This is a genomic window from Micromonospora sp. NPDC049151 (assembly GCF_040648395.1).
GTDB lineage: Bacteria > Actinomycetota > Actinomycetes > Mycobacteriales > Micromonosporaceae > Micromonospora.
This window is the reverse complement of the sequence record NZ_JBEZDP010000001.1, coordinates 362882-382470: the sequence shown is the minus strand read 5'-3', so window position 1 is coordinate 382470 and position 19589 is coordinate 362882. Positions and strand designations below refer to the sequence as shown.

Genomic DNA, 19589 nt, shown 5'->3' with positions numbered 1-19589 from the left:
CCCTCCGGACGCCCCGCGCCGCCGCACCTCTAGACGAACAGCAGCCCCGCGACCCACAGCGCGGCGATCATCAGGCCGGCGGTGAACTCCAGGACCATCGACAGGCCGGCCGCCTTGAGCGCCTGCACGGTGGCCGGCCAGGCGAGGCGGGTGTCGCCGAGCCGCAGCCGCTCGGCGCCGAAGATCCCGCCGACGAAGCCGATCGGCAACCCGACCACCGGGATGACGAAGAACCCGACCACGCCGAGCAGCCCGCCGGCCAGCAGCGACATGGTGGGCACCCCGGTCCGCTTCAGATTCCGCCCCGGCCAGAGGTACTTCAGCACGGTGCCGCCGGCGGCGATCACTGTGGCGGCGGCGAGCACCGCCCAGCGGCCCGGCCCGGCGTCGCCGAACAGCGTCCACACCAGCACGCCGCCCCAGCACAGCGGCAGCGCCGGCAGCCCCGGCACGATCACCCCGGCCAGCCCGGCGACGATCGCCAGCGCGGCGACCACTGACACCACGGCCTGCGAATCGGTGAGGCTCACCGAATCTCCCTTCCTCGCCTGCCGCGTGCGCGGAAGGTGTTAAGCGGGGCCCCCTGCTATACCGGAGGCGTTAATAGGGGGCCCTTCCTTACCCGCCCAGGCGGGCGCGGATGCCGTCGGCGGGCATGGGGGCGCCGAACAGCCGGCCCTGCCCGGTGTCGCAGCGCAGCGCGCGCAGCCGTTCGGCCTGCACCTCGGTCTCCACCGCCTCGGCCGTCACCGACAGCTCCAGCGCGTGCGCCAGCCGGACCAGCGCGTCCACGATCCGCTCGTCCCGGTGGTCGGCGACCTCGTCCCCGCCGTCACCCCTTATCCCCTCGACGAACGGGCCGGCCAGCTTCACGCAGTGGATCGGCAGCCGCCGCAGGTACGCCAGGTTCGAGTAGCCGGTGCCGAAGTCGTCGATGGCCAGCCGCAACCCGATGTCGGCGAGCTGGTGCAGCGTCCGCAGCGGCTCCCCGGCGCTGCCCATGACGGCACTCTCGGTCAGCTCCAGCTGCAACAGCTCGGCCGGCAGGCCGGTGTGCTGCAACGCCTCGGCCACCGTCTCCACGATCGCCGCGTCGTCGGCCTGCCGGGCGGCCAGGTTGACGCTGACCACAGGCGTCGTGTCCGGGTACGCGCGCCGCCACGACTCGGCGTCGCGGCACGCCTGACGCAGCACCCAGGCGCCGAGCCGGACGATCAGGCCGGTCTCCTCGGCCAGCCCGATGAACCGGTCCGGCCCGATCAGGCCCAGCTCGGGGTGCTGCCAGCGCACCAGCGCCTCGACCGCCACCATCGTGCCGTCCAGCAGCGACACGATCGGCTGGTAGTGCAGCACGAACTCGCCCCGGTCGAGCGCGGCGGGCAGGTTGGCGGCCAGCGCGGAACGGGCGATGTCGGCGGCGCTGCGCTCCGGGTCGTACACCGCCCAGCGCCCCCGGCCCTCCGCCTTGGCCCAGTACAGCGTGGTGTCGGCGGCCTTCATCAGGTCACCGACGCTCGTCTCCGCCGCCGGGCACTCCACGATGCCGATGCTCGCGGACACGGCGAGCTGCTGGTCGGCGACGTGCACCGGCGCGGAGACGGCGGCCAGGGCCAGCTCGGCGACCTCCACCGCGTCGTCGATGCCGCCGTCGGAGTCGACAAGGATGACGAACTCGTCGCCGCCCATGCGGGCCACCAGGTGACCGCGCCCGGCCACGCAGTCGCTGAGCCGGCGGGCGATCACCTTGAGCAGCCGGTCGCCCAGGTCGTGGCCGAGGCTGTCGTTTATCGCCTTGAAGCCGTCCAGGTCGATGAAGCAGAGCCCGACGCGCTGGTCCGGGCCCGCGCCGTCGAAGACCCGGCCCAGTTCCTCGAAGAACAGCGTCCGGTTGGGCAGGCCGGTCAGCGGGTCGTGCAGCGCCTGGAAGCGCAGCCGCTGCTGCAACTCGTACCGCTCGGTGATGTCCTCCACCATCGCCACCGTGAACCGGGGCCGGCCGTCGTCGTGCCGGATGAGCGAGACCGCGAGGTCGGTCCAGACCACGCTGCCGTCCTTGCGGTAGTAGCGCTTCTCCACCCGGGCGCTGTCCCGCTTGCCCTCGATCAGCTCCTGGTAGAGGTCCCACATCCCGGCCGCGTCGTCGGGGTGGAACAACGTCGACACGTTCATCCGCCGCATCTCCGCGACGGCGTAGCCGAGCATGTCCGCGAACGACTGGTTGACCTCGATGATCTGCCCGTCCACCCCGGCGATGCCGATGCCGATGGCGGCGCCGGTGAAGACCGCCCGGAAGCGCGCCTCGCTGTCCCGCAGCGCCTGCTCGACAGTGTCCCGGGCCTGCCACGCGGACCGGGCGATCCGCTCCTGCTGACTGAAGACCCGGTCGCGCAGCGCGCGGGCGAACCCGGCGGCGAACGCGCCCTGGAGCAGCGCCACCCGCTCGCGCAGCTCCGGCGACTCCGTGCGGGACGGCAGCACCCAGGGCAGGAACCGGTCACCGAGCGCCTGCACCGACCAGTCGAGCACACCCGGCTCGGTGAGATGCGCCTCGACCAGGGCACGCCCCACCTCCTCCGCCGGGAAGGCGGAGAAGGTGGGGGCGAGCAGGGCCTCGCCGAGCCGCTCGGTGAGCGGCACCAGCAGGCGCTCGGTCTCGGCCGCGCTCAGCGGCACGAACCCGATGCGGCGCACCGCGCGAGCCCACTCGGCGGCGTACGCGGCGGCGCCGGGCCGGCTGACGTCTCCCCCGTCGCTGTCCGGGGCGCGCATGGGGTTCAGCCGGCGGCGCGGTCGTGCCGGGCGACGCCGCCGAAGGCCCCGAACCGCTCCGGGTGCTCGTCCACGTCGGACGGGGAGTCGGGCCGCCACAGCGGCATGTGCACCACGCCCGGTTCGAGGATCGTCCAGTCGCCGAAGAAGCCGGTGATCTCGGCCCGCGAACGCAGCGTGATCTCCGTGGCGGTACGCGCCGACAGCCGCTGCGCGTCCAGCATCTCCTGCGGCTGGTCCTCGAACGTGGAGTGGGAGATGACCAGGTAGCTGCCGGGCGCGGCGGCGGCGCGCAGCGTGGCCAGGATGTCGGCCGGGCGGTCGGCGTCCGGCACGAAGTGCACCACGCCGGCGAGCAGGATGCCCAGCGGCCGGTCGAAGTCGATCAGGCCGCTGGCCCCGGCGTGCTCCAGGATCAGCTTCGGCTCGCGCAGATCGGCAAGGATCGCGGTGGCCCGGTCGTTCCCGGCGAGCAGTTCGTGGCTGTGCGCCACCGCGACCGGGTCGATGTCCACGTACACGATGCGGGCGTCCGGGTCGGCGGCCTGGGCGACCTCGTGCACGTTGCCGACGGTGGGGATGCCGGAGCCGATGTCGAGGAACTGGTCGATGCCGGCGTCGAGCAGCACCCGTACGGCCCGGCGCAGGAACTCCCGCCCGGAGCGCATGGTCGCGGCCAGGTTCGGCGTCATGGCCGCGATCTGCTCGGCGAGCTGCCGGTCGATCTCGAAGTTGTGCGCCCCACCGAGGAAGTAGTCGTAGACCCGGGCGGCGCTCGGCCGGGTCAGGTCGATCTCGGTGGGCAGGCTCTCCGGCGTCTGCATCGCTCGGTCCCCCAGGTCGTCGTCCGCCGTCGATGGCGGATCATGTGGTCCAGACCACTCTAGGCCGGTACGGCCAGGTATGGGAGATCCACAAGAGGCGATGCTGCCGCCGGTGTCAGGCGTCCGACTCCAGCAGCAGCGAGATGCCCTGGCCGACGCCGACGCACATGGTGGCGAGCGCCCGCCGGCCGCCCCGGCGGCGCAGTTCCAGCGCGGCGGTCAGCGCCAGCCGGGCGCCGCTGGCGCCGAGCGGGTGGCCCAGCGCGATCGCCCCGCCGCCCGGGTTGACGTGCTCGGCGTCCTCCGGCAGGCCCAGCTCGCGCAGCACCGCCACGGACTGCGCGGCGAACGCCTCGTTCAGCTCGATCACGTCCACGTCGGCGAGCGACAGGCCGACGCGGTCGAGCAGCTTGCGGGTGGCCGGGACCGGGCCGATGCCCATGATCCGCGGCGGTACGCCGGCCGCCGCCGCGCCGCGTACCCGGGCCAGCGGGGTGAGGCCGTAGCGTTCGACGGCGGCCGCGGAGGCGACGAGCAGCGCGACGGCGCCGTCGTTGACGCCGGAGGAGTTGCCGGCGGTCACGGTGCCGCCCTCGCGGAACGGGGTGGGCAACGCGGCCAGCTTTTCCAGCGTCGTCTCGCGGGGGTGCTCGTCGGCCTCGACCAGCTTCGTCTCGCGCCTGCCGGCCGGCACCGTCACCGGGACGATCTCCTCGGCCAGCCGGCCGTCCGCCTGCGCCTTGGCGGCCCGCTGCTGCGACCGGTACGCGAAGGCGTCCTGCGCGGCCCGGTCCACGCCGAACTCGGCCGCCACGTTCTCCGCCGTCTCCGGCATCGAGTCGATGCCCCAGCCCTCGCGCATCAGCGGGTTGACCAGCCGCCAGCCGATCGTGGTGTCGTACACCTCGGCGGTGCGGGCGAACGGCGTGGCCGCCTTCGGCATGACGAACGGCGCACGGCTCATGCTCTCCACGCCGCCGGCCACCACCAGGTCGGCGTCCCCGGCGACGATCGCGCGGGCGGCGGAGGCGAGCGCGTCCAGGCCGGAGCCGCAGAGCCGGTTGACGGTGCTGCCCGGCACCTCCTCCGGCAGGCCGCCGAGCAGCGCGGCCATCCGGGCCACGTTGCGGTTGTCCTCGCCGGCCTGGTTGGCGCAGCCCAGGATCACGTCGTCGGTACGCGCCCAGTCGACCGAGGGGTGGCGGGCCACCAGCTCGCGGATGACGTGCGCGGCCAGGTCGTCGGGGCGGACCCCGGCCAGCGCGCCGGCGTACCGGCCGATCGGGGTACGGACTCCGGCAACGAGATAGGCCACTGTCATCGCGCGTACGTCCTTCGGGGGTGGGGAAGGGGTCGGTCGGCGGGTCGCGGGGGTACCCGGCGCCAGGATATCCGTGACCGGAGCGGATAGGTTTGCCGCATGTCCGGGGCCCAGTTCAGCGCAGAGACAAGCGGCGGCGGCGCGTTCGTCCGCCAGCCCAACCGGTTCACCGGCCGGGTCACCCCGCACTCCACGTCACCCGAGGGCGGCGGGCCGGACGAGGCGGGACGCTGGCCGCTGGAGGCGGGCCGCTACCGGCTGATCTGGTGCCGGGCCTGCCCGTGGGCGCACCGGGCCCGGATCGTGCGCGGCCTGCTCGGCCTGGACGAGGTGATCTCGCTGGGCACCGTCGACCCGATCCGGGACGAGCGGGGCTGGCGGTTCGCGCTCGACCCGGACGGCTTCGACCCGGTGCTCGGCGTCGGCTTCCTGTCCGAGGCGTACCTGTCCACCGACCCGGACTACACCGGCCGGGTGACGGTGCCGGCACTGGTGGACACGCTCACCGGACGGGTCGTGACGAACGACTATCCGCAGCTCACGCTGGACTTCTCGACCGAGTGGCGGCGGTTCCACGCGCCGGACGCCCCGGATCTCTACCCGGTCGAGCTGCGCCCGGAGATGGACGCGCTGATGGCGGAGATCCACCGGGACGTCAACAACGGTGTCTACCGGTGCGGCTTCGCCACCTCACAGGAGGCGTACGACGAGGCGTTCACCGCGCTGTTCGCCCGCCTCGACGCGCTGAGCGAGCGGCTGGCCGGGCGGCGCTACCTGATGGGCGACACGATCACCGAGGCGGACGTGCGCCTGTTCACCACGCTGGTGCGCTTCGACGTGGCGTACCACGGGCACTTCAAGTGCAACCAGCGCAAGCTCACCGAGATGCCGGTGCTGTGGGCGTACGCGCGGGACCTGTTCCAGACACCCGGCTTCGGCGAGACGGTGGACTTCGACCACATCAAACGGCACTACTACGCCACCCACGACATGATCAACCCGACCCGGATCGTGCCGCTCGGCCCGGATCTCTCCGGCTGGACCACCCCGCACGGACGTGGCTGAGGGCACACCGCGCCGGATCGCCGCCGCGTTCGCCGCCGTCTGCCTGGTGGCCGGTGTGACAGCGGTGACGATCGCGGTGGTCGCCGGTCCCGTTCCCGGCCCGTCCGCGTACGTCAGCGAGGCCGGCATCACCGACAGCGGGTACGCCGGGGCGTACCGGATGGGGATCTTCTCGGTGGCCGCGTCGCTGCTGCTGCTCGCCGGGGCGCTGCCGCCGGGGTTGCGCGCGGCGGCCGGCCTGCTCGGCGCCGGCGCGGTGGCCACTGTCGTCTCCGGCGCGGTGACGTGCAGCGAGGGCTGCCCGCTGCCGCCGTTCGAGGCGCCCACGGTGGCCGACCTGGTGCACGGCGGGGCCAGCATCGTGGCGACCGCCGCGGTGGTGCTCGCCATGCTGGTGCTGCTGTTCTCCCCGGCGGCGGACCGGGGGCTGCGGCGGATCGCCACGGTCGGCGCGGCGCTGGCGCTGCCGGTGGCCGCGGTGGTCGCGGCGGCCCTGCTGCTGGTCGGGCGCAGCGCGCTCCTCGGGGTGTCGGAGCGGGTGCTGCTCGCCGTGGTCGCCGCCTGGGGACTGGCCACCTCCGGCTACCTGGCTGTAAGGAGCCTCACCGGCAACGGTCCTTCCCTTCCGGCCCGGGACGGGAGTAACGTGTCGCGACGATGACCAATGTCTGGTGCCTCACCGAGCGCCTGTACGTCGATCTCCGACGGCAGGCCAGCGGCGTCTGTCCGGCGTAGCTCCACGCCCCGACGCCCGCTTTTTCCTCTCCAGACCCTGGATCAGTCCTCATGACCTCCGCCCTGCGCAGAATTCCCTTCTCCGTCCAGATCCTGCTGGGCCTCGTGCTCGGCGTGGCGCTCGGTTTCCTCGCCCGCGCCGCCGACCTCGCCTGGCTGACCAGCACGCTCGACACCGTCGGCGGCCTCTTCGTCCAGCTGCTCAAGCTCGCCGTGCCGCCACTGGTCTTCACCGCCATCGTGGTCAGCGTGGTCAGCCTGCGCGGCGTCGCCAACGCCGCCCGGCTCGCCGTCAAGACACTGCTCTGGTTCGCCGTCACCGCGCTCATCGCGGTGAGCATCGGCATCGGCCTCGGCCTGCTCACCAATCCCGGCCGGGGCGTCAACCTGGACCCGGCCGGCGCCACCGCGCCGAAGACCACCGGCTCCTGGATCGACTTCCTCACCGGCATCGTCCCGACCAACCCGGTCGGCGCGTTCGTCGAGGGCAACGTCCTCCAGATCGTCTTCCTCGCCCTGGTGGTGGGCGCCGCCGCGCTGCTGGTCGGTGACGCCGCCGAGCCGTTCGTGGCGCTCAACCGCTCGCTGCTGTCGATCGTGCAGAAGGCGCTCTGGTGGGTCATCCGGCTCGCCCCGATCGGCACGCTCGGCCTGATCGGAAACGCCGTCGCCTCGTACGGCTGGGACCTGCTCGCCCCGCTCGCCAAGTTCACCACAGCCGTCTACGTCGGCTGCGCGATCGTGCTGTTCGTGGTCTACCCGGTGCTGCTGGCGGTGGCCGGCAAGCTCAACCCGCTGCGCTTCTTCGCCGGCGCCTGGCCCGCCATCGAGCTGGCGTTCGTCTCCCGCTCCTCGGTGGGCACCATGCCGGTGACCCAGCGCTCGGTCGAGCGCCTCGGCGTCCCCCGCGAGTACGCCTCGTTCGCGGTGCCGTTCGGCGCCACCACGAAGATGGACGGCTGCGCCGCCATCTACCCGGCGCTCGCCGCGATCTTCGTGGCGCAGGTGTTCGGCGTGAACCTCGGCGTCACCGACTACCTGCTGATCGCGTTCGTCTCGGTGGTCGGCTCGGCCGCCACCGCCGGCCTGACCGGCGCGATCGTCATGCTGACGCTGACCCTGAGCACGCTGGGCCTGCCGCTGGCCGGGGCCGGCCTGCTGCTGGCCATCGACCCGATCCTGGACATGATCCGCACCGCCACGAACGTGGCCGGGCAGGCGGTGGTGCCGACCATCGTGGCCGCCCGGGAGGGCACGCTCGACCGGGCCGCGTACGACTCGGCCGGCAAGCGCGACCTCATCGAGCCCGCCGAGACCGAGCGGCTCGACCCCGTACCCGCCTGATCCACACCCAACGGGTGCGTCTCCCACCGGAGGCGCACCCGTTGCCCATGACCGGAGGATCCGAGAATGAGCGCCCTGTTCACCCCGCTCGCCCTGCGCGGCGTCACCCTGCCCAACCGGATCGCGCTGGCGCCCATGTGCCAGTACAGCGCCGACCCCGACGGGCTGCCCACCGACTGGCACCGCGTCCACCTGGGTTCCCGGGCGGTCGGCGGGACCGGCCTGGTCATCACCGAGGCGACAGCTGTGGTGCCCGAGGGCCGGATCAGCCCTCAGGACACCGGCCTCTGGTCCGGCGCGCACGTCGACGCGTGGCGGCCGATCACCGCGTTCGTCGCCGAACACGGCGCGGTTCCGGCCGTGCAGCTCGCGCACGCCGGGTTCAAGGCGTCCACGTACCGGCCGTGGGCGCCGGCGCGTGGCGGCGTGCCGGACGCCGAGGGCGGCTGGACCCCGGTCGGACCTGGTGACCAGCCGTTCGTGCCGGACTACCGCACGCCCACCGCGCTGGACGAGGCGGGCATCGCGGCAGTGGTGGACGCCTTCGCCACCGCCGCCGGGCGGGCGCTCGACGCCGGGTTCGCCGCCGTGGAGATCCACGCCGCGCACGGCTACCTGCTGCACGAGTTCCTGTCCCCGCTGACGAACCGGCGCACCGACGGCTACGGCGGTGACCGGGCCGCCCGGATGCGGCTCACGCTGGAGGTGGCCCGCGCGGTACGCGCCACGGTCGGCGAGTCCGTGCCGGTGCTGACCCGGATCTCCGCCACCGACTGGACCGACGACGGCTGGACCGTCGAGGACAGCGTGGTGCTCGCCGGGGAACTCGCCGCCGCCGGGGTCGACCTGGTCGACACCTCCTCCGGGGGCGCGGCGGTCCAGGCGTCCATCCCGGTCGGACCCGGCTACCAGGTGCCGCTGGCGGCCCGGATCCGCCGCGATGCCGGGGTGCCGACCGGCGCGGTGGGCCTGATCGTCGAGCCCGAGCAGGCCGAGCAGATCGTCGCCGGCGGCGAGGCGGACCTGGTGCTGCTGGGCCGCGAACTGCTGCGCGACCCGTACTGGCCGCTCCGCGCCGCCGCCAAGCTGGGCGCCACCCCGACCTGGCCCAACCAGTACGCCCGAGCCTTCTAGCCTTGAGCGTCGATCATGAAGTTGGCGGCGTTCTGCGTCCGATTTGTCGCCGCCAACTTCATGATCGACAGGGCGGAACCCCGGGCGGTCAGCCGGCCAGGTGGTTCCAGCGGGGTTCCAGGTCGGTCCAGGTGCCCTGGTCGGCCACGGTGCCGTCGATCAGCACCACCACGTGGTCGGCCCGGACCAGCGCGGCCCGCTTCGCGGTCGAGCCGACCACAGTCACGCCGTGCTCGCGCAACGCCGCCCACAGCGCCAGCTCCGTGCTGACGTCCAGCGCCGACGACACGTCGTCGGCCACCAGCAGCTCGGTACGCGGGGCGAGCGCGCGGGCCAGCGCCAGCCGCTGGAGCTGACCGCCGGAGAGCCGGGTGCCCTTGTGCCCGATCAGCAGCCCGAGCCCGCCCCCGGCGGCGGCCAGGTCGTGTTCGAGCTGGGCGGTCGTGACCGCCCCGGCGGCGTCCACCTGGTGGCCGAGCGCGATGTTGTCGGCCACCGTGCCGGAGAGCACCCGGGGCAGCTGGCCCACGTACCCGACCTGGTTGGGGCGCAGGAACATCTCCGGCTCGGTGACCGGGTCGCCGTTCCAGCGCAGCTCGCCGACGTGGTGCACGATCCCGGCCAGCGCCCGCAGCAGCGACGACTTGCCGGACCCGACCGGGCCGACGACGAGCACCAACTGCCCGCGCTCGACCACCAGGTCGACGTCGCGGACGGCGAGCATGCCGTCGGAGTGCAGCGCGCCGAAGCCGGACAGCTCCAGGCGGCGCAGCGGGTGCCGGGGCGGCGGCTCGGGCGCGGGCGCGGTGCCGGCGACCAGGTCCAGGCCGGGCACCGGCGCCGCGTAGACGGCCTCGCCGGTCATCGCCACCGTCCGCCTGGTCCACACCCGCGCCGACGGGTACTGCGACACCAGTGACGCGGTGGTCCACGCGAACCAGCGGGCCGCGCCCAGTGTGGACACCGCCACCAGCGTGGCGCCGGCGGACAGCCCACCGGCCAGGTAGAGCGCCCACGCGCCGATCGGCAGCAGGCCGCTGGCGACCGACGGGGTGGACCGGGCCCACACCTGCATCGCGATCTCGCGCCGCTGCCGCTCGCTGCGTACCTCGTCCAGCCGGGCGAGGTGGCGCAGCACCGGGCGGGTCGCGCCGGCCAGCTTCACCGTACGGGCGGCGGACAGCGCGGAGACCAGCGCGGTGGCGAACGCGGCGCGCGCCTTCACCGTGCCGGCCGCGGTGCGTTCCAGCCGGGGACCGAACAGCGTCGCCGCCAGCCCGGAGACCACCATCGTGCCGACGAAGAACAACGCCGGTACGAGGCTGCCGGTCACCAGCGTCATGGTGACCACGATGACCAGCGAGATGAACTGGTCCATCAGGTTGTCGGCCAGGTGCACCACCCGGTCGGTGTCGCCACCCTGGGCCACCACCTCGGCCGGGGTGTGCCCGCTGACCCGGCGCGCGCCGGTCTGCCCGTGCACCAGCCGGGCGCTGATCCGCAGCATCTGCCGGATCCACCACTGCGGGAACCACAGGTTCGTCAGGTACGGCAGCGGCAGCACCACCAGCAGCGCGGCCACGATGCCCAGCGCCGGCAACCACGGGTCACCGCCGCCGACCAGGTCGGCCCAGAGCCAGGGCAGGACCGCGCCGTCCATCCCGAGGACAGTCATCACGATGAACAGGCCGACCGAGATCAGGCCGTACCGGGGATCGTTGGTGCCCAGCCGGAGGATCTCCCGCATGGTCCGCGCGGGCGGCGCGGGCGGCGCGGGCGGCGGGTCGGCTCGCGGCACGGCGACCGGCCGCGTCGCGGGCGCGGCAGGCGTGGCGGGCGCGTCGTCCCAGGCGGGCGCGTCGAGCAGTTCCACCCCGCCGCGCCGGGTGCCCACCCCGGCGTACGCACCGGCGTGGCTGGTGGCGAGCAGCTCGGCGAAGCGGGCGGACTCGCGCAGCGGACCGGCCTCCAGCACGGCGCCGTCGGCCATCACCACCACCTCGTCGCAGCGGCGCACCGAGGAGAGCCGGTGCGCGATGACGATGCCGATCCGGTCGGTGAGCAGCCGTTCGGTGGCCTCGCGGACCCGGTTCTCGGTGACCGGGTCGAGCCGCGCGGTGGCCTCGTCGAGGATCACCACGTGCGGGTCGCGGACCAGGATGCGGGCGAACGCGACGAGCTGCTCCTGCCCGGCGGAGAGCACATGGCCGCCGTCGCCGAGCCGGGTGTGCACCCCGTCGGGCAGTTCGGCGATCCAGCCGGTCAGGCCCAGCTCGGCCAGCGCCCGTTCGGCGGCGTCCAGCAGTTCCGGGTCGAACAGCGCCACGTTCTCGGCAAGCGTGCCGGCCAGGATCTCGGTGCGCTGCGGCACCACGGCGATCCACCGGCGCAGCTCCTCGACGTCCAGGTCGACCAGGTCGGTGCCGCCGAGGAACACCGTGCCACGCGGCACCTCCACCGCCCGGGTGAGCACCTTGGCCAGCGTCGACTTGCCCGAGCCGGTACGCCCGACGAGCGCGTACGAGCGGCCGCGGACGAAGTCGAGGTGCACGTCGCGCAGCGCCGGCCCACGGTCGTCCCCGCCAGCCGGGTAGCGGTAGGTGAGCCCGCGCACGGTCAGGTCGCCGTCGACCGGGGTGGCCCCGCCGTCCGGCTCCTGCGGCGACCCGGCCAGCAGTTGCACCCGGCCCCACGCGCCGAACGCCTGCTGCAGGTGCGGCACCCAGCGGGCGATGTGCTCGACGGTCGCGCCGAACGCGATGGCCAGCAGCCAGATCGCGGTGAGCCGGGCGGCGTCCACCCGGCCGGTGGCGAGCGCCCACGCGCCGCCCAGCACCACGCCGGCGATGCCGACCCGGACCGCGCCGGCGGCGGCCGCGGTGACCCGGGCGGAGAGCCGGAACACCCGGACGCACCTGGTGATCACCTCGGCCGCGCGACGGGCGTAGAGGCGCAGCACGTACGGCCGGGCGAGGCTGGTGCGAACGTCGTCCTGCCCGTGCACCGCCTCCTCCATCACGGCGGCGAGGTCGGACCACGCCTCCTCCTCGGCCATCCGGGCCGGGGCGATCCGGCTGGTCGGGCGGCGCAGCGTCACCGCGAGCAGGGTGGTGAGCGCGATCATGCCGACGCCTGCGGGCCACCAGACGATCAGCGCGCTGACCGCCGAGAGGGCGCAGACCGCGAGGCCCTGGGCCAGCCGTACGCCGGTGTTCCGCATCTCGGCGGCGACCTGGTAGACGTCGTTGTCGATCCGGTCGAGCAGTTCGCCGACCGGTGTGGTCTCCAGGGTGGGCAGGTCCTGGCCGAGCGCGACCCGGCAGAGCCGCCGCCGCACGTCGGCCGACCAGTCGGCGGTGAGCCGGGCCATGATCAGGCCGATGAGCAGGTCGGTGACGACAGCGGCGACGAGCGCGACGGCGAGCGCGACGAACCAGCCGGACGAGCGGTGCACCAGCACCGGCCCGGCCAGCGCGGAGGCGGCCGCCTGACCACCCGCGCCGAGCACGATCAGCAGCAGGACCGCCGCCATCCGCCGGGGTGCCGTGGCCCAGAGATCTCGGAGCAGGCGCATGGGAGGTCCTCCGGACTCGGATCGGTGGGGGCGGTGCCCTCACCCTCACCCTTCCGGCGGCCCGGTATCAACCGAATTACCGACCGCTGGTCAGGTCCGGGCGACCCGCCGGACGATGCCGAGCAGCGACTCCTGCACCTCGTCGATCGGCCGCTCCGGCGAGAAGACCAGCCAGTCCACAGCCACCACCAGCCCGACACCGAACAGCGCCGAACTCGCGGTACGCACGTCCAGGTCGGCGGGGAGGTCGCCGCTGTCCACCCCGGCCTGCACCGTGTCGGCGATCACCGCGATGGCCTCGCCGCGCAGCAGCCGCAGCGTCTGCTGCCACTCCCTGTTGGTCCGCCACATCTCCGAGAGCAGGAGCTGGGCGAAGGCGCGGTAGCGGCGGATGTACTCCAGCTGGGCCCGGACCAGCGCGCCGAGCGCCTCCAGCGGCGGCAGCCCGTCGACGGCGGCCCGGAAGTCGGCGGTGAGCAGGCCGATGCCGTGCCGCAGCAGCTCCTCGAACAGGACGGTCTTGGACTCGAAGTTGTAGTAGACGGTCCCCTTCGCCACGCCGGCCCGGGCCGCGATGTCGTCCACTGTGGTGGCCGAGAAGCCCTGTTCGGCGATGAGGTCCACCGCCGCCACGAAGAGGCGCTGGCGGGTGTCCTCGCGTCGGCGCGTCCGTCCGTCCGTCACCGGCTCATCCTCACATGGTCAGTTCGGGGTGCAGCTTGGCCGGGGTCAGCCGGCGGGACCGGCGGGCCGCGCCGACGGTGAGCGCCATCGCGCCCAGCCCGAACGCGAGCAGCACCAGCGCGGCCTCCACCACCGGGGCGGTCGTGCCGCCGTTGATGGTGTGCCGCAGGCCGTCCACCACGTACGTCATCGGCAGCCAGGGGTGGATGGCCTGGAAGAAGCCGGGCGAGGTCTGCACCGGGTAGGTGCCGCCGGAGGAGGTGAGCTGGAGCATCAGCAGCGCCAGCGCCGCCAGCCGCCCGGCCGGGCCGAGCGCCACGCCGAGCAGTTGCATGATCGCGGTGAACGCCAGCGAGGTGAGGGCGAGCAGCCCGAACGTCGCCGGCCCGTGCCTCGGGTCGAGCCCGAGCGCCAGCGTGACCACCGTGTAGAGCACCGCGACCTGGGCCAGGCCGATGCCGGCGGCCGGGAGCCACCCGGCGAGCACGACCCGCCAGCCGGGCGCGCCGGACATCACGGGCCGCCGGTTGACCGGCCGCAACAGCATGTACGTGATCATCGCGCCGACCCAGAGCGCCAGCGACAGGAAGTACGGGGCGAAGCCCACGCCGTACGAGCCGGCCGGGTTCTGCGAGTCGCGGATCAGACCGACCGGGTCGCCGAGCACCTCGGCGCGACTGGCCGCGTCGTCGTACCCGGGAAGTTTCCGTTCGCCGGCGGCGAGCCCGTCGGCGAGCTCGCCCGCGCCGCCCTCCAGCCGGGTCAGCCCGTCGACCAGCCGGTTGCTGCCGCTGCCGAGCTGGGCCAGGCCGCCGTCGAGCTGGCGGGCCCCGCTGGAGAGCCGGTAGAGGCCGCCGCGCAACTGGTTCGCGCCGGTCGACGCGTCGCCGAGCCCGTCGCGGAGCTTGGCGCTGCCCTGCGCCAGCGTGGTCAGCCCACCGGCCAGCTCGTTCACCTTGGCCCGGGCGGAGGCGACGTCGTCGGCCAGGTGCGGTGCGGCGGCGGCCACCTCGCGGGCGGTCCTGGCGACGTCTGTCATCTGCTGGCGCAGCGTGGCCATGTCGGTCTTGTTCAGCGCTGCCACCACTGAGCGCGCCTGGGTGACGGCCCGGTCGGCGGCCGTGCGGGCGGCGGCGAAGTTCGGGTCGTCGGCCAGCTCGGGATGTTCCTTCGCGACCGCGTCGAGCCGGTCGCGGACCTCCTCGGCGGTGGCGACCACCTCGGCGGCCTTGCCGGGTAGCGCGTCCAGCCCGGCGGCGAGCTGCTGCGCGCCGTCGGCGACGAGCGTGGCCGCCTTCTGGATCCGGTCGGCGTTGCGGCGCAGCACCGGCTCGTACCTGTCGGCGGCGGCGTTGACGGTGGCCGCCGCGGCCTTGGTCTCGGTGGCCGCGCGGCCGGCGCCGTCGGCGAGCTGGGCGGCGCCGGTACGCAACTGGTCGAGGCCCTTGGCGAGCTTGTCCGCACCCTGGACCGACTGGTTGAGTCCGCCGGCGAGCTGCCCGGCGCCGTCCTCGGCGTCACCGAGGCCGTCGGCGAGCTGGCCCGCACCCCGCTGGGAGCTGCCGAGCCCGTCGGCGATCTTCCCGGCGCCGTCGGCGGCGCGGCCGGTCTCGGCCTTGGCGTCGGTGAAGCCGATCAGCATCTTGTCGAAGTACGTGGCGGCGGTGCTCTGCGCGGCGGCGGCCCGGATCTCGCTGAACGCCGACCTGGCGAGCAGCCCGGAGAGGTAGTTGGTGGCGTCGTCGTTCACCACCTTCAGCTCGCCCTGCCGGGCCGGGCGGTCCGGTTCCGGGCCGGCGGCGAGGGTGGCGGAGAAGTCCTCCGGAATGGAGAAGACCAGGTGGTAGCGCCCGTCGCGCAGCCCCTTCGTGGCGTCGGCCTGGTCGGTGACGGTCCAGCCGAACACCTTGCGGTCGAGCAGCTTCTCGGTCAGGTCGCGGCCGGCGTGCACCTCGCTGCCGTCACCGGCGGTGGCCGGGCGGTCGGCGTTGACCAGGGCGACCGGGATCCGGTCCATCTTCCCGTAGGGATCCCAGAACGCGTACAGGTAGAGCGCGCCGTAGAGCAGCGGGACGATGGTGAGCACGGCCAGGGCGGCGCGCGGCAGCCGGCCCCGGGTCATCCGGCGCAGCTCGAACAGGGCGAGTCGCAGGACGCTCATGCGGGCACCTCGGCGGGTTCGGTGGGCACGGTCAGGACGGGGATCGGCGGCGCCGGATCGCCGATGCGGTGCACTGTGGCGGCCACTCCGGGTTCGACGGCGCGGGCGCTGGCGACCACGGCGTACCCCTGGCCGGCGAGGCGTTCCAGCGCGCCCCACATCCACTCCCGCTCGGGACGGTCGGCGCCGGCGTCCACGTCGTCGGCGACGATCAGGCTGGGGCCGCCGAGGCTGGCCAGCACCAGGCCGAGCACCTGCCGCTCGACCGGGGTGAGGTCGCGGCCGTACCGGTCGGGGTCCAGGGGCGCGTCGGTGAGTCCGGCACCGGCGATGGCGGCGGCGTAGGCGTCTCGGCGGTAGGCCCGGCGGGCCCGCAGCGCCGCCACCGGGACCAGCCGGCGCCGGCGGCGCGGCACCGGGCCGAGCAGCAGCAGGCGTTCGGTGATGTGCTCGGCGACGGTGAGCGTCGGGTCGGGTTCGTGCACGCCCGCCACCTGGCCGAGCGCGGCCGGGCCCCGGCGGCGCAGCTCGCCGTGGTTGTGCGGGAAGCGCCCGGCCAGTGCGAGCAGCAGCGAGGTGCGCCCGCTGCCGGGCGGGCCGGTGACGGCGTGCAGCTCACCGCTCGCGGCGGTGAGGTCGACGTCCCGGTAGACCCAGCCCCGGCGGGTGCGCAACCCCAGGCCGCTGGCCTCGACGATGTTCATCCCGCTCCCGAATTCCGAACTGACTAGTCAGTATAAAAACATGCCCAGCATAACGCCGGGTGTCCGGTTCGGGACCTCTGGCGGGAGTGATCCTCAGAACAGCACTGTGGCGAGCGTGCCCACCGGGCGGAAGCCGCAGCGCTCGTAGACCCGCCGGGCGGGGAGGTTGAAGTCGTTGACGTAGAGACTCACTGTGGGCGCGACCCGGTCCAGCGCGTCGCGGACCACCGCGGCCATCGCGGCGGTGGCGATGCCCCGGCCGCGCCACTCCGGCGCCACCCAGACGCCCTGCACCTGCGCGGTCCGGCGGGTCACCACGGCAAGCTCCGCCTTGAAGACCACCCGCCCGTCGACGAAGCGGGCGTAGGCGCGGCCGGCGCGCACCAGCTCGGTCACCCGCCGCCGGTAGCCGCGCCCGCCGTCCTCGGCCAGCGGCGACACCCCGACCTCCTCGGTGTACATCGCCACCGCCGCCGGGAACAACCGGTCGACCTCGTTGCCGCGCACCCGGCGCACGTGCGGGTCGGGCGCCACGGCGGGCAGCGCGTCAGTCGCCAGCAGCGGCTGGTTCGGGCGTACGTCCCGAGCCGGCCCCCAGTGCGCGGAGAGGCGGTCCCAGAGGCCGAGCACCGCGTCGGCGCGGCCCACTATCGAGGAACAGAGCCGCTCCTCGGCGCTCAACTGGTCGGCGAACGCGGTCACCGCCGACTCGGACGCGAGCACCGGGGTCAGGTTGCCGCCCAGCCAGCAGATCGACTCCAGGTTGCGGCGGGCGCCGTAGCCGAGGATCCGCGCCTCGGCCCGCCACCACGCCAGCCCTCGTGCCGCCACCCGCTCGGCGACCTGCGCGCCGGCGTACGGGTCGAGATCGAGCAGCCGCTCGACCGCGCGGCGCTCCGACTCCCCCAGTTGGCGTACCGGCATCGTGAGCACGGTTACCAGCCTGCCAGATCCACCCCGGCACACGCGGCCCGACCGGGCACCCCGCTCAGGCGGCCGGCACCGGCAGCGGCTCGGGTACGGCCGGCCGGGTCCGGGCGGCCCACCGCACCACCGGCGGCACCAGCGCGCCGAGCAGCAGGAAGACCACGCCGAGCACCAGCCAGCCGGGCACGCCCCACCCGATCGCCAGCGTGGTCACCACCACCGGGGCGACCATCGAACCGAGTTGCATGCCCATGCCGTACGCGCCCTGGTACTGGCCGTGCGCGTGCGCCGGGGCCAGGCCGAAGGAGATGCCCCAGCCGGCCGCCGCGTGCCACAGCTCCCCCACGACGTGCACCAGCGCACCGGCCAGCAGCAGCGGCACCGCCACCGTCACCGGCACGCCGCCCCCGGCCGCGAACAGCACGCAGGCACCGGCGAGCAGGATGCCCGCCCGGCGGGCGGCCCGGCCCGCGCCGGTCAGGTCCTCGGTGCCCCGCGAGGCGCGGACCTGGAACAGGATCACCACCACCGTGTTGACGAGCAGGCAGACGGAGATCAGCCAGTTCGGCGCCGTGGTGTGCCCGGCGATCCACAGCGGCAGGGCGATGTTGATCAGCGAGAAGTGCATGGACATGAGCCCGTCCAGCACGGTGAAGGCGAGGAACGGGCGGTCCCGCAGCGCGATCAGCCGTGGCCCGTGCGCCGGGGCGGGCATCGGGGGCACGGGCGGGAGCCGCAGCAGCACCGCCGCCGCCAGCACATAGGTGGCGGCGTCGAGCAGGATCAGCGTGACGTACGCGCCGCGGGTGTCGGCTGCGAGCGCGAACCCGGCCAGCACCGTGCCCACCGAGATCCCGACGTTGGTGACCGCGCGGAGGTAGGCGCGGGTGCGTACCCGCTGGTCGGGCGGGACAGCACCGGCGATCAGCGCGCCCCGGGCGCCCCGCGTGCCCGCGTCGGCGACCGCCATCAGCACACCGACGACCAGGAAGCCGGCGAACGAGCGCACCGCGACCAGCGCGACGGTGCACCCGGCCGAGGCGAGCAGCGCGGCCAGCTGGAGCCCACGCGGGCCGAGGCGGTCGGCGAGGTAGCCCATCGGCGTGCTCGCCACCAGGCTGACCAGCGCGGTGAGCGTGAGCGCCACACCCACCTGGGCGACAGTGAGCCCGACCGACCGGGTGAGGAACAGCGCGCTGGCGGTGAGCCACGTGCCCCGCCCCACGGTGTTGACGAGCGTGGAGAGGGCGAGGGTCCGGGACGGGCCCGGCTCAGGAAGCAGGCGCACGCCAGAAGCTTAACAGTACGTACGTACGGTTTGCAGCCGAGTTCTGCGGGCGTCTTGTCCCTCTCCGCCATCCGCGCCGAGTCCGGGTGAGCACCGCTGCCGCGACGGCACACCGGCCGGACGGCGGCCGGCGTGCCGTCAGGCGCGGCGCGCGGTGACGAGCAGGTACTCCCAGCGCATCACGCCGCCGTCCAGGTGCCGGGCGGCCAGGTCCGTCAGCGCGCGGTCGAGCCCGGCCGTGCGCTCCGGGTCGCCCGCGTTCGCCCGGTAGACCGCCACCGTGGGGCCGTAGTGGGTGGCGAAGAAGTCCCGGAACTGTCCCGGAGTCGCGAACCGGTTCACCACCACGGCGTCGCGCCCCAGCGTGAGCGCGTCCACCCGGTCGCCGAACAGCTCCCGGACGTGGTCCTCGTCGCCCCAGAGCGGGGGCGGCTGCGCGCCCGGCGGCGGTGGCGGCGCGTACGGCCGCATGGCCGCGAACAACTGGCCCACGAAGCCCTCCGGAGTCCAGTTGACCAGGCCGATCGTGCCGCCCGGCCGGCACACCCGCAGCACCTCGTCGGCGGCGACCCGGTGCCGGGGCGCGAACATCACGCCCACACAGGACAGGACCGCGTCGAACGCGGCGTCGGCGTACGGCAGCGCCTCCGCGTCCGCCTCCTCCCAGGCCAGCGTCAGGCCCTCCCGCTCGGCCGACGCCCGCCCGACCGCGAGCAGCTCCGGGGTGAGGTCACTGGCCACCACCTCCGCACCGGCCCGGGCCGCCGGCACCGCCGCGTTGCCGGTCCCGGCCGCCACGTCCAGCACCCGCATGCCCGGCGCCACCCGTGCCGCCCGGACCAGCGTCGCCCCCAACTGCGGGATCACCTGCGCGGCCACGGCGGAGTAGTCGCCCATCGCCCACATCGCGCGGTGCCGGGCCTTCACCCCCGCGTCCCGCTCCCGTTCCTCGATCATCAGTCGCTCCTCACCTGTCGTCTCTGCCAGGTACGCTAGGCAGCGGACGACCCGGCCCCCAGTACGAGATCTGTACCGCTTCCGACAGGCAGCTGGCCGGAC

General features: G+C 74.1%; 15 protein-coding genes. 4 read left to right on the top strand and 11 right to left on the bottom strand.

What is annotated here, in order from left to right:
* Positions 1–29: 29 nt before the first annotated feature.
* The 4 genes from AB0B20_RS01880 to pcaF all read right to left on the bottom strand — a co-directional run bounded on the left by AB0B20_RS01880 (position 30) and on the right by pcaF (position 4914).
* A complete protein-coding gene (locus AB0B20_RS01880) occupies positions 30–530 on the bottom strand; it encodes a DUF456 domain-containing protein (protein ID WP_357382403.1) in 501 nt (166 codons plus the stop codon).
* A gap of 88 nt (positions 531–618) precedes the next feature.
* Positions 619–2769 carry an EAL domain-containing protein gene (locus tag AB0B20_RS01875; protein WP_357467333.1) on the bottom strand — a complete coding sequence of 717 codons (2151 nt, stop codon included), beginning with the start codon at positions 2767–2769 and terminating at the stop codon, positions 619–621.
* 5 nt (positions 2770–2774) lie between these two features.
* Entirely contained in the window at positions 2775–3593 is an 819-nt protein-coding gene (locus tag AB0B20_RS01870; protein ID WP_357467329.1) for an SAM-dependent methyltransferase, read from the bottom strand.
* Positions 3594–3708: 115 nt separating this feature from the next.
* Positions 3709–4914 (bottom strand): 3-oxoadipyl-CoA thiolase, encoded by a 1206-nt coding sequence (gene pcaF / locus AB0B20_RS01865; protein WP_357467326.1) that lies wholly within the window; start codon positions 4912–4914, stop codon positions 3709–3711.
* Positions 4915–5013: 99 nt separating this feature from the next.
* Between pcaF and AB0B20_RS01860 the strand changes: the two genes are divergently transcribed.
* From AB0B20_RS01860 to AB0B20_RS01845, 4 genes are all read left to right on the top strand, one after another.
* The gene (locus tag AB0B20_RS01860) at positions 5014–5979 is read left to right on the top strand and encodes a glutathione S-transferase C-terminal domain-containing protein (RefSeq protein ID WP_357382395.1); all 966 of its coding nucleotides are present in this window, start codon (positions 5014–5016) and stop codon (positions 5977–5979) included.
* Positions 5972–6640, top strand: a complete 669-nt coding sequence (locus tag AB0B20_RS01855; protein WP_357382393.1) for a DUF998 domain-containing protein — start codon at positions 5972–5974, stop codon at positions 6638–6640. The genes AB0B20_RS01860 and AB0B20_RS01855 overlap by 8 nt, the downstream gene beginning before the upstream one ends.
* Positions 6641–6777: 137 nt before the next feature.
* The gene (locus AB0B20_RS01850; protein ID WP_357382760.1) at positions 6778–8058 is read left to right on the top strand and encodes a dicarboxylate/amino acid:cation symporter; all 1281 of its coding nucleotides are present in this window, start codon (positions 6778–6780) and stop codon (positions 8056–8058) included.
* A gap of 66 nt (positions 8059–8124) precedes the next feature.
* Entirely contained in the window at positions 8125–9192 is a 1068-nt protein-coding gene (locus AB0B20_RS01845) for an NADH:flavin oxidoreductase/NADH oxidase (protein ID WP_357467323.1), read from the top strand.
* A gap of 88 nt (positions 9193–9280) precedes the next feature.
* Here the strand turns inward: AB0B20_RS01845 and AB0B20_RS01840 are convergent, their stop codons facing one another.
* The 7 genes from AB0B20_RS01840 to AB0B20_RS01810 form a co-directional block, all read right to left on the bottom strand.
* Positions 9281–12766 carry an ABC transporter ATP-binding protein gene (locus AB0B20_RS01840; protein WP_357467320.1) on the bottom strand — a complete coding sequence of 1162 codons (3486 nt, stop codon included), beginning with the start codon at positions 12764–12766 and terminating at the stop codon, positions 9281–9283.
* Between the two features lie 90 nt (positions 12767–12856).
* Positions 12857–13450, bottom strand: coding sequence for a TetR/AcrR family transcriptional regulator (locus tag AB0B20_RS01835; protein WP_357382387.1), 594 nt, complete (start codon positions 13448–13450; stop codon positions 12857–12859).
* Positions 13451–13460: 10 nt separating this feature from the next.
* A complete protein-coding gene (locus tag AB0B20_RS01830) occupies positions 13461–15611 on the bottom strand; it encodes a YhgE/Pip domain-containing protein (RefSeq protein WP_357467315.1) in 2151 nt (716 codons plus the stop codon).
* Positions 15608–16315 (bottom strand): ATP-binding cassette domain-containing protein, encoded by a 708-nt coding sequence (locus tag AB0B20_RS01825; RefSeq protein ID WP_357467312.1) that lies wholly within the window; start codon positions 16313–16315, stop codon positions 15608–15610. The genes AB0B20_RS01830 and AB0B20_RS01825 overlap by 4 nt, the downstream gene beginning before the upstream one ends.
* A gap of 93 nt (positions 16316–16408) precedes the next feature.
* On the bottom strand, positions 16409–17248 hold the full coding sequence (locus AB0B20_RS01820) for a GNAT family N-acetyltransferase (RefSeq protein WP_357382381.1): 840 nt from the start codon (positions 17246–17248) through the stop codon (positions 16409–16411).
* Between the two features lie 55 nt (positions 17249–17303).
* Positions 17304–18530 (bottom strand): MFS transporter, encoded by a 1227-nt coding sequence (locus tag AB0B20_RS01815; protein ID WP_357382379.1) that lies wholly within the window; start codon positions 18528–18530, stop codon positions 17304–17306.
* A 138-nt stretch (positions 18531–18668) separates the two neighbouring features.
* A complete protein-coding gene (locus AB0B20_RS01810; protein ID WP_357382377.1) occupies positions 18669–19487 on the bottom strand; it encodes a methyltransferase domain-containing protein in 819 nt (272 codons plus the stop codon).
* Positions 19488–19589 lie beyond the last annotated feature (102 nt).

Excerpts from the sequence above, each read along its gene's own strand:
- AB0B20_RS01840 (WP_357467320.1), bottom strand. The coding sequence starts at position 12,766 with ATGCGCCTGCTCCGAGATCTCTGGGCCACGGCACCCCGGCGGATGGCG.
- pcaF (WP_357467326.1), bottom strand. The coding sequence starts at position 4,914 with ATGACAGTGGCCTATCTCGTTGCCGGAGTCCGTACCCCGATCGGCCGG.
- AB0B20_RS01810 (WP_357382377.1), bottom strand. The coding sequence starts at position 19,487 with ATGATCGAGGAACGGGAGCGGGACGCGGGGGTGAAGGCCCGGCACCGC.
- AB0B20_RS01875 (WP_357467333.1), bottom strand. The coding sequence starts at position 2,769 with ATGCGCGCCCCGGACAGCGACGGGGGAGACGTCAGCCGGCCCGGCGCC.
- AB0B20_RS01830 (WP_357467315.1), bottom strand. The coding sequence starts at position 15,611 with ATGAGCGTCCTGCGACTCGCCCTGTTCGAGCTGCGCCGGATGACCCGG.
- AB0B20_RS01845 (WP_357467323.1), top strand. The coding sequence starts at position 8,125 with ATGAGCGCCCTGTTCACCCCGCTCGCCCTGCGCGGCGTCACCCTGCCC.
- AB0B20_RS01825 (WP_357467312.1), bottom strand. The coding sequence starts at position 16,315 with ATGAACATCGTCGAGGCCAGCGGCCTGGGGTTGCGCACCCGCCGGGGC.
- AB0B20_RS01860 (WP_357382395.1), top strand. The coding sequence starts at position 5,014 with ATGTCCGGGGCCCAGTTCAGCGCAGAGACAAGCGGCGGCGGCGCGTTC.
- AB0B20_RS01870 (WP_357467329.1), bottom strand. The coding sequence starts at position 3,593 with ATGCAGACGCCGGAGAGCCTGCCCACCGAGATCGACCTGACCCGGCCG.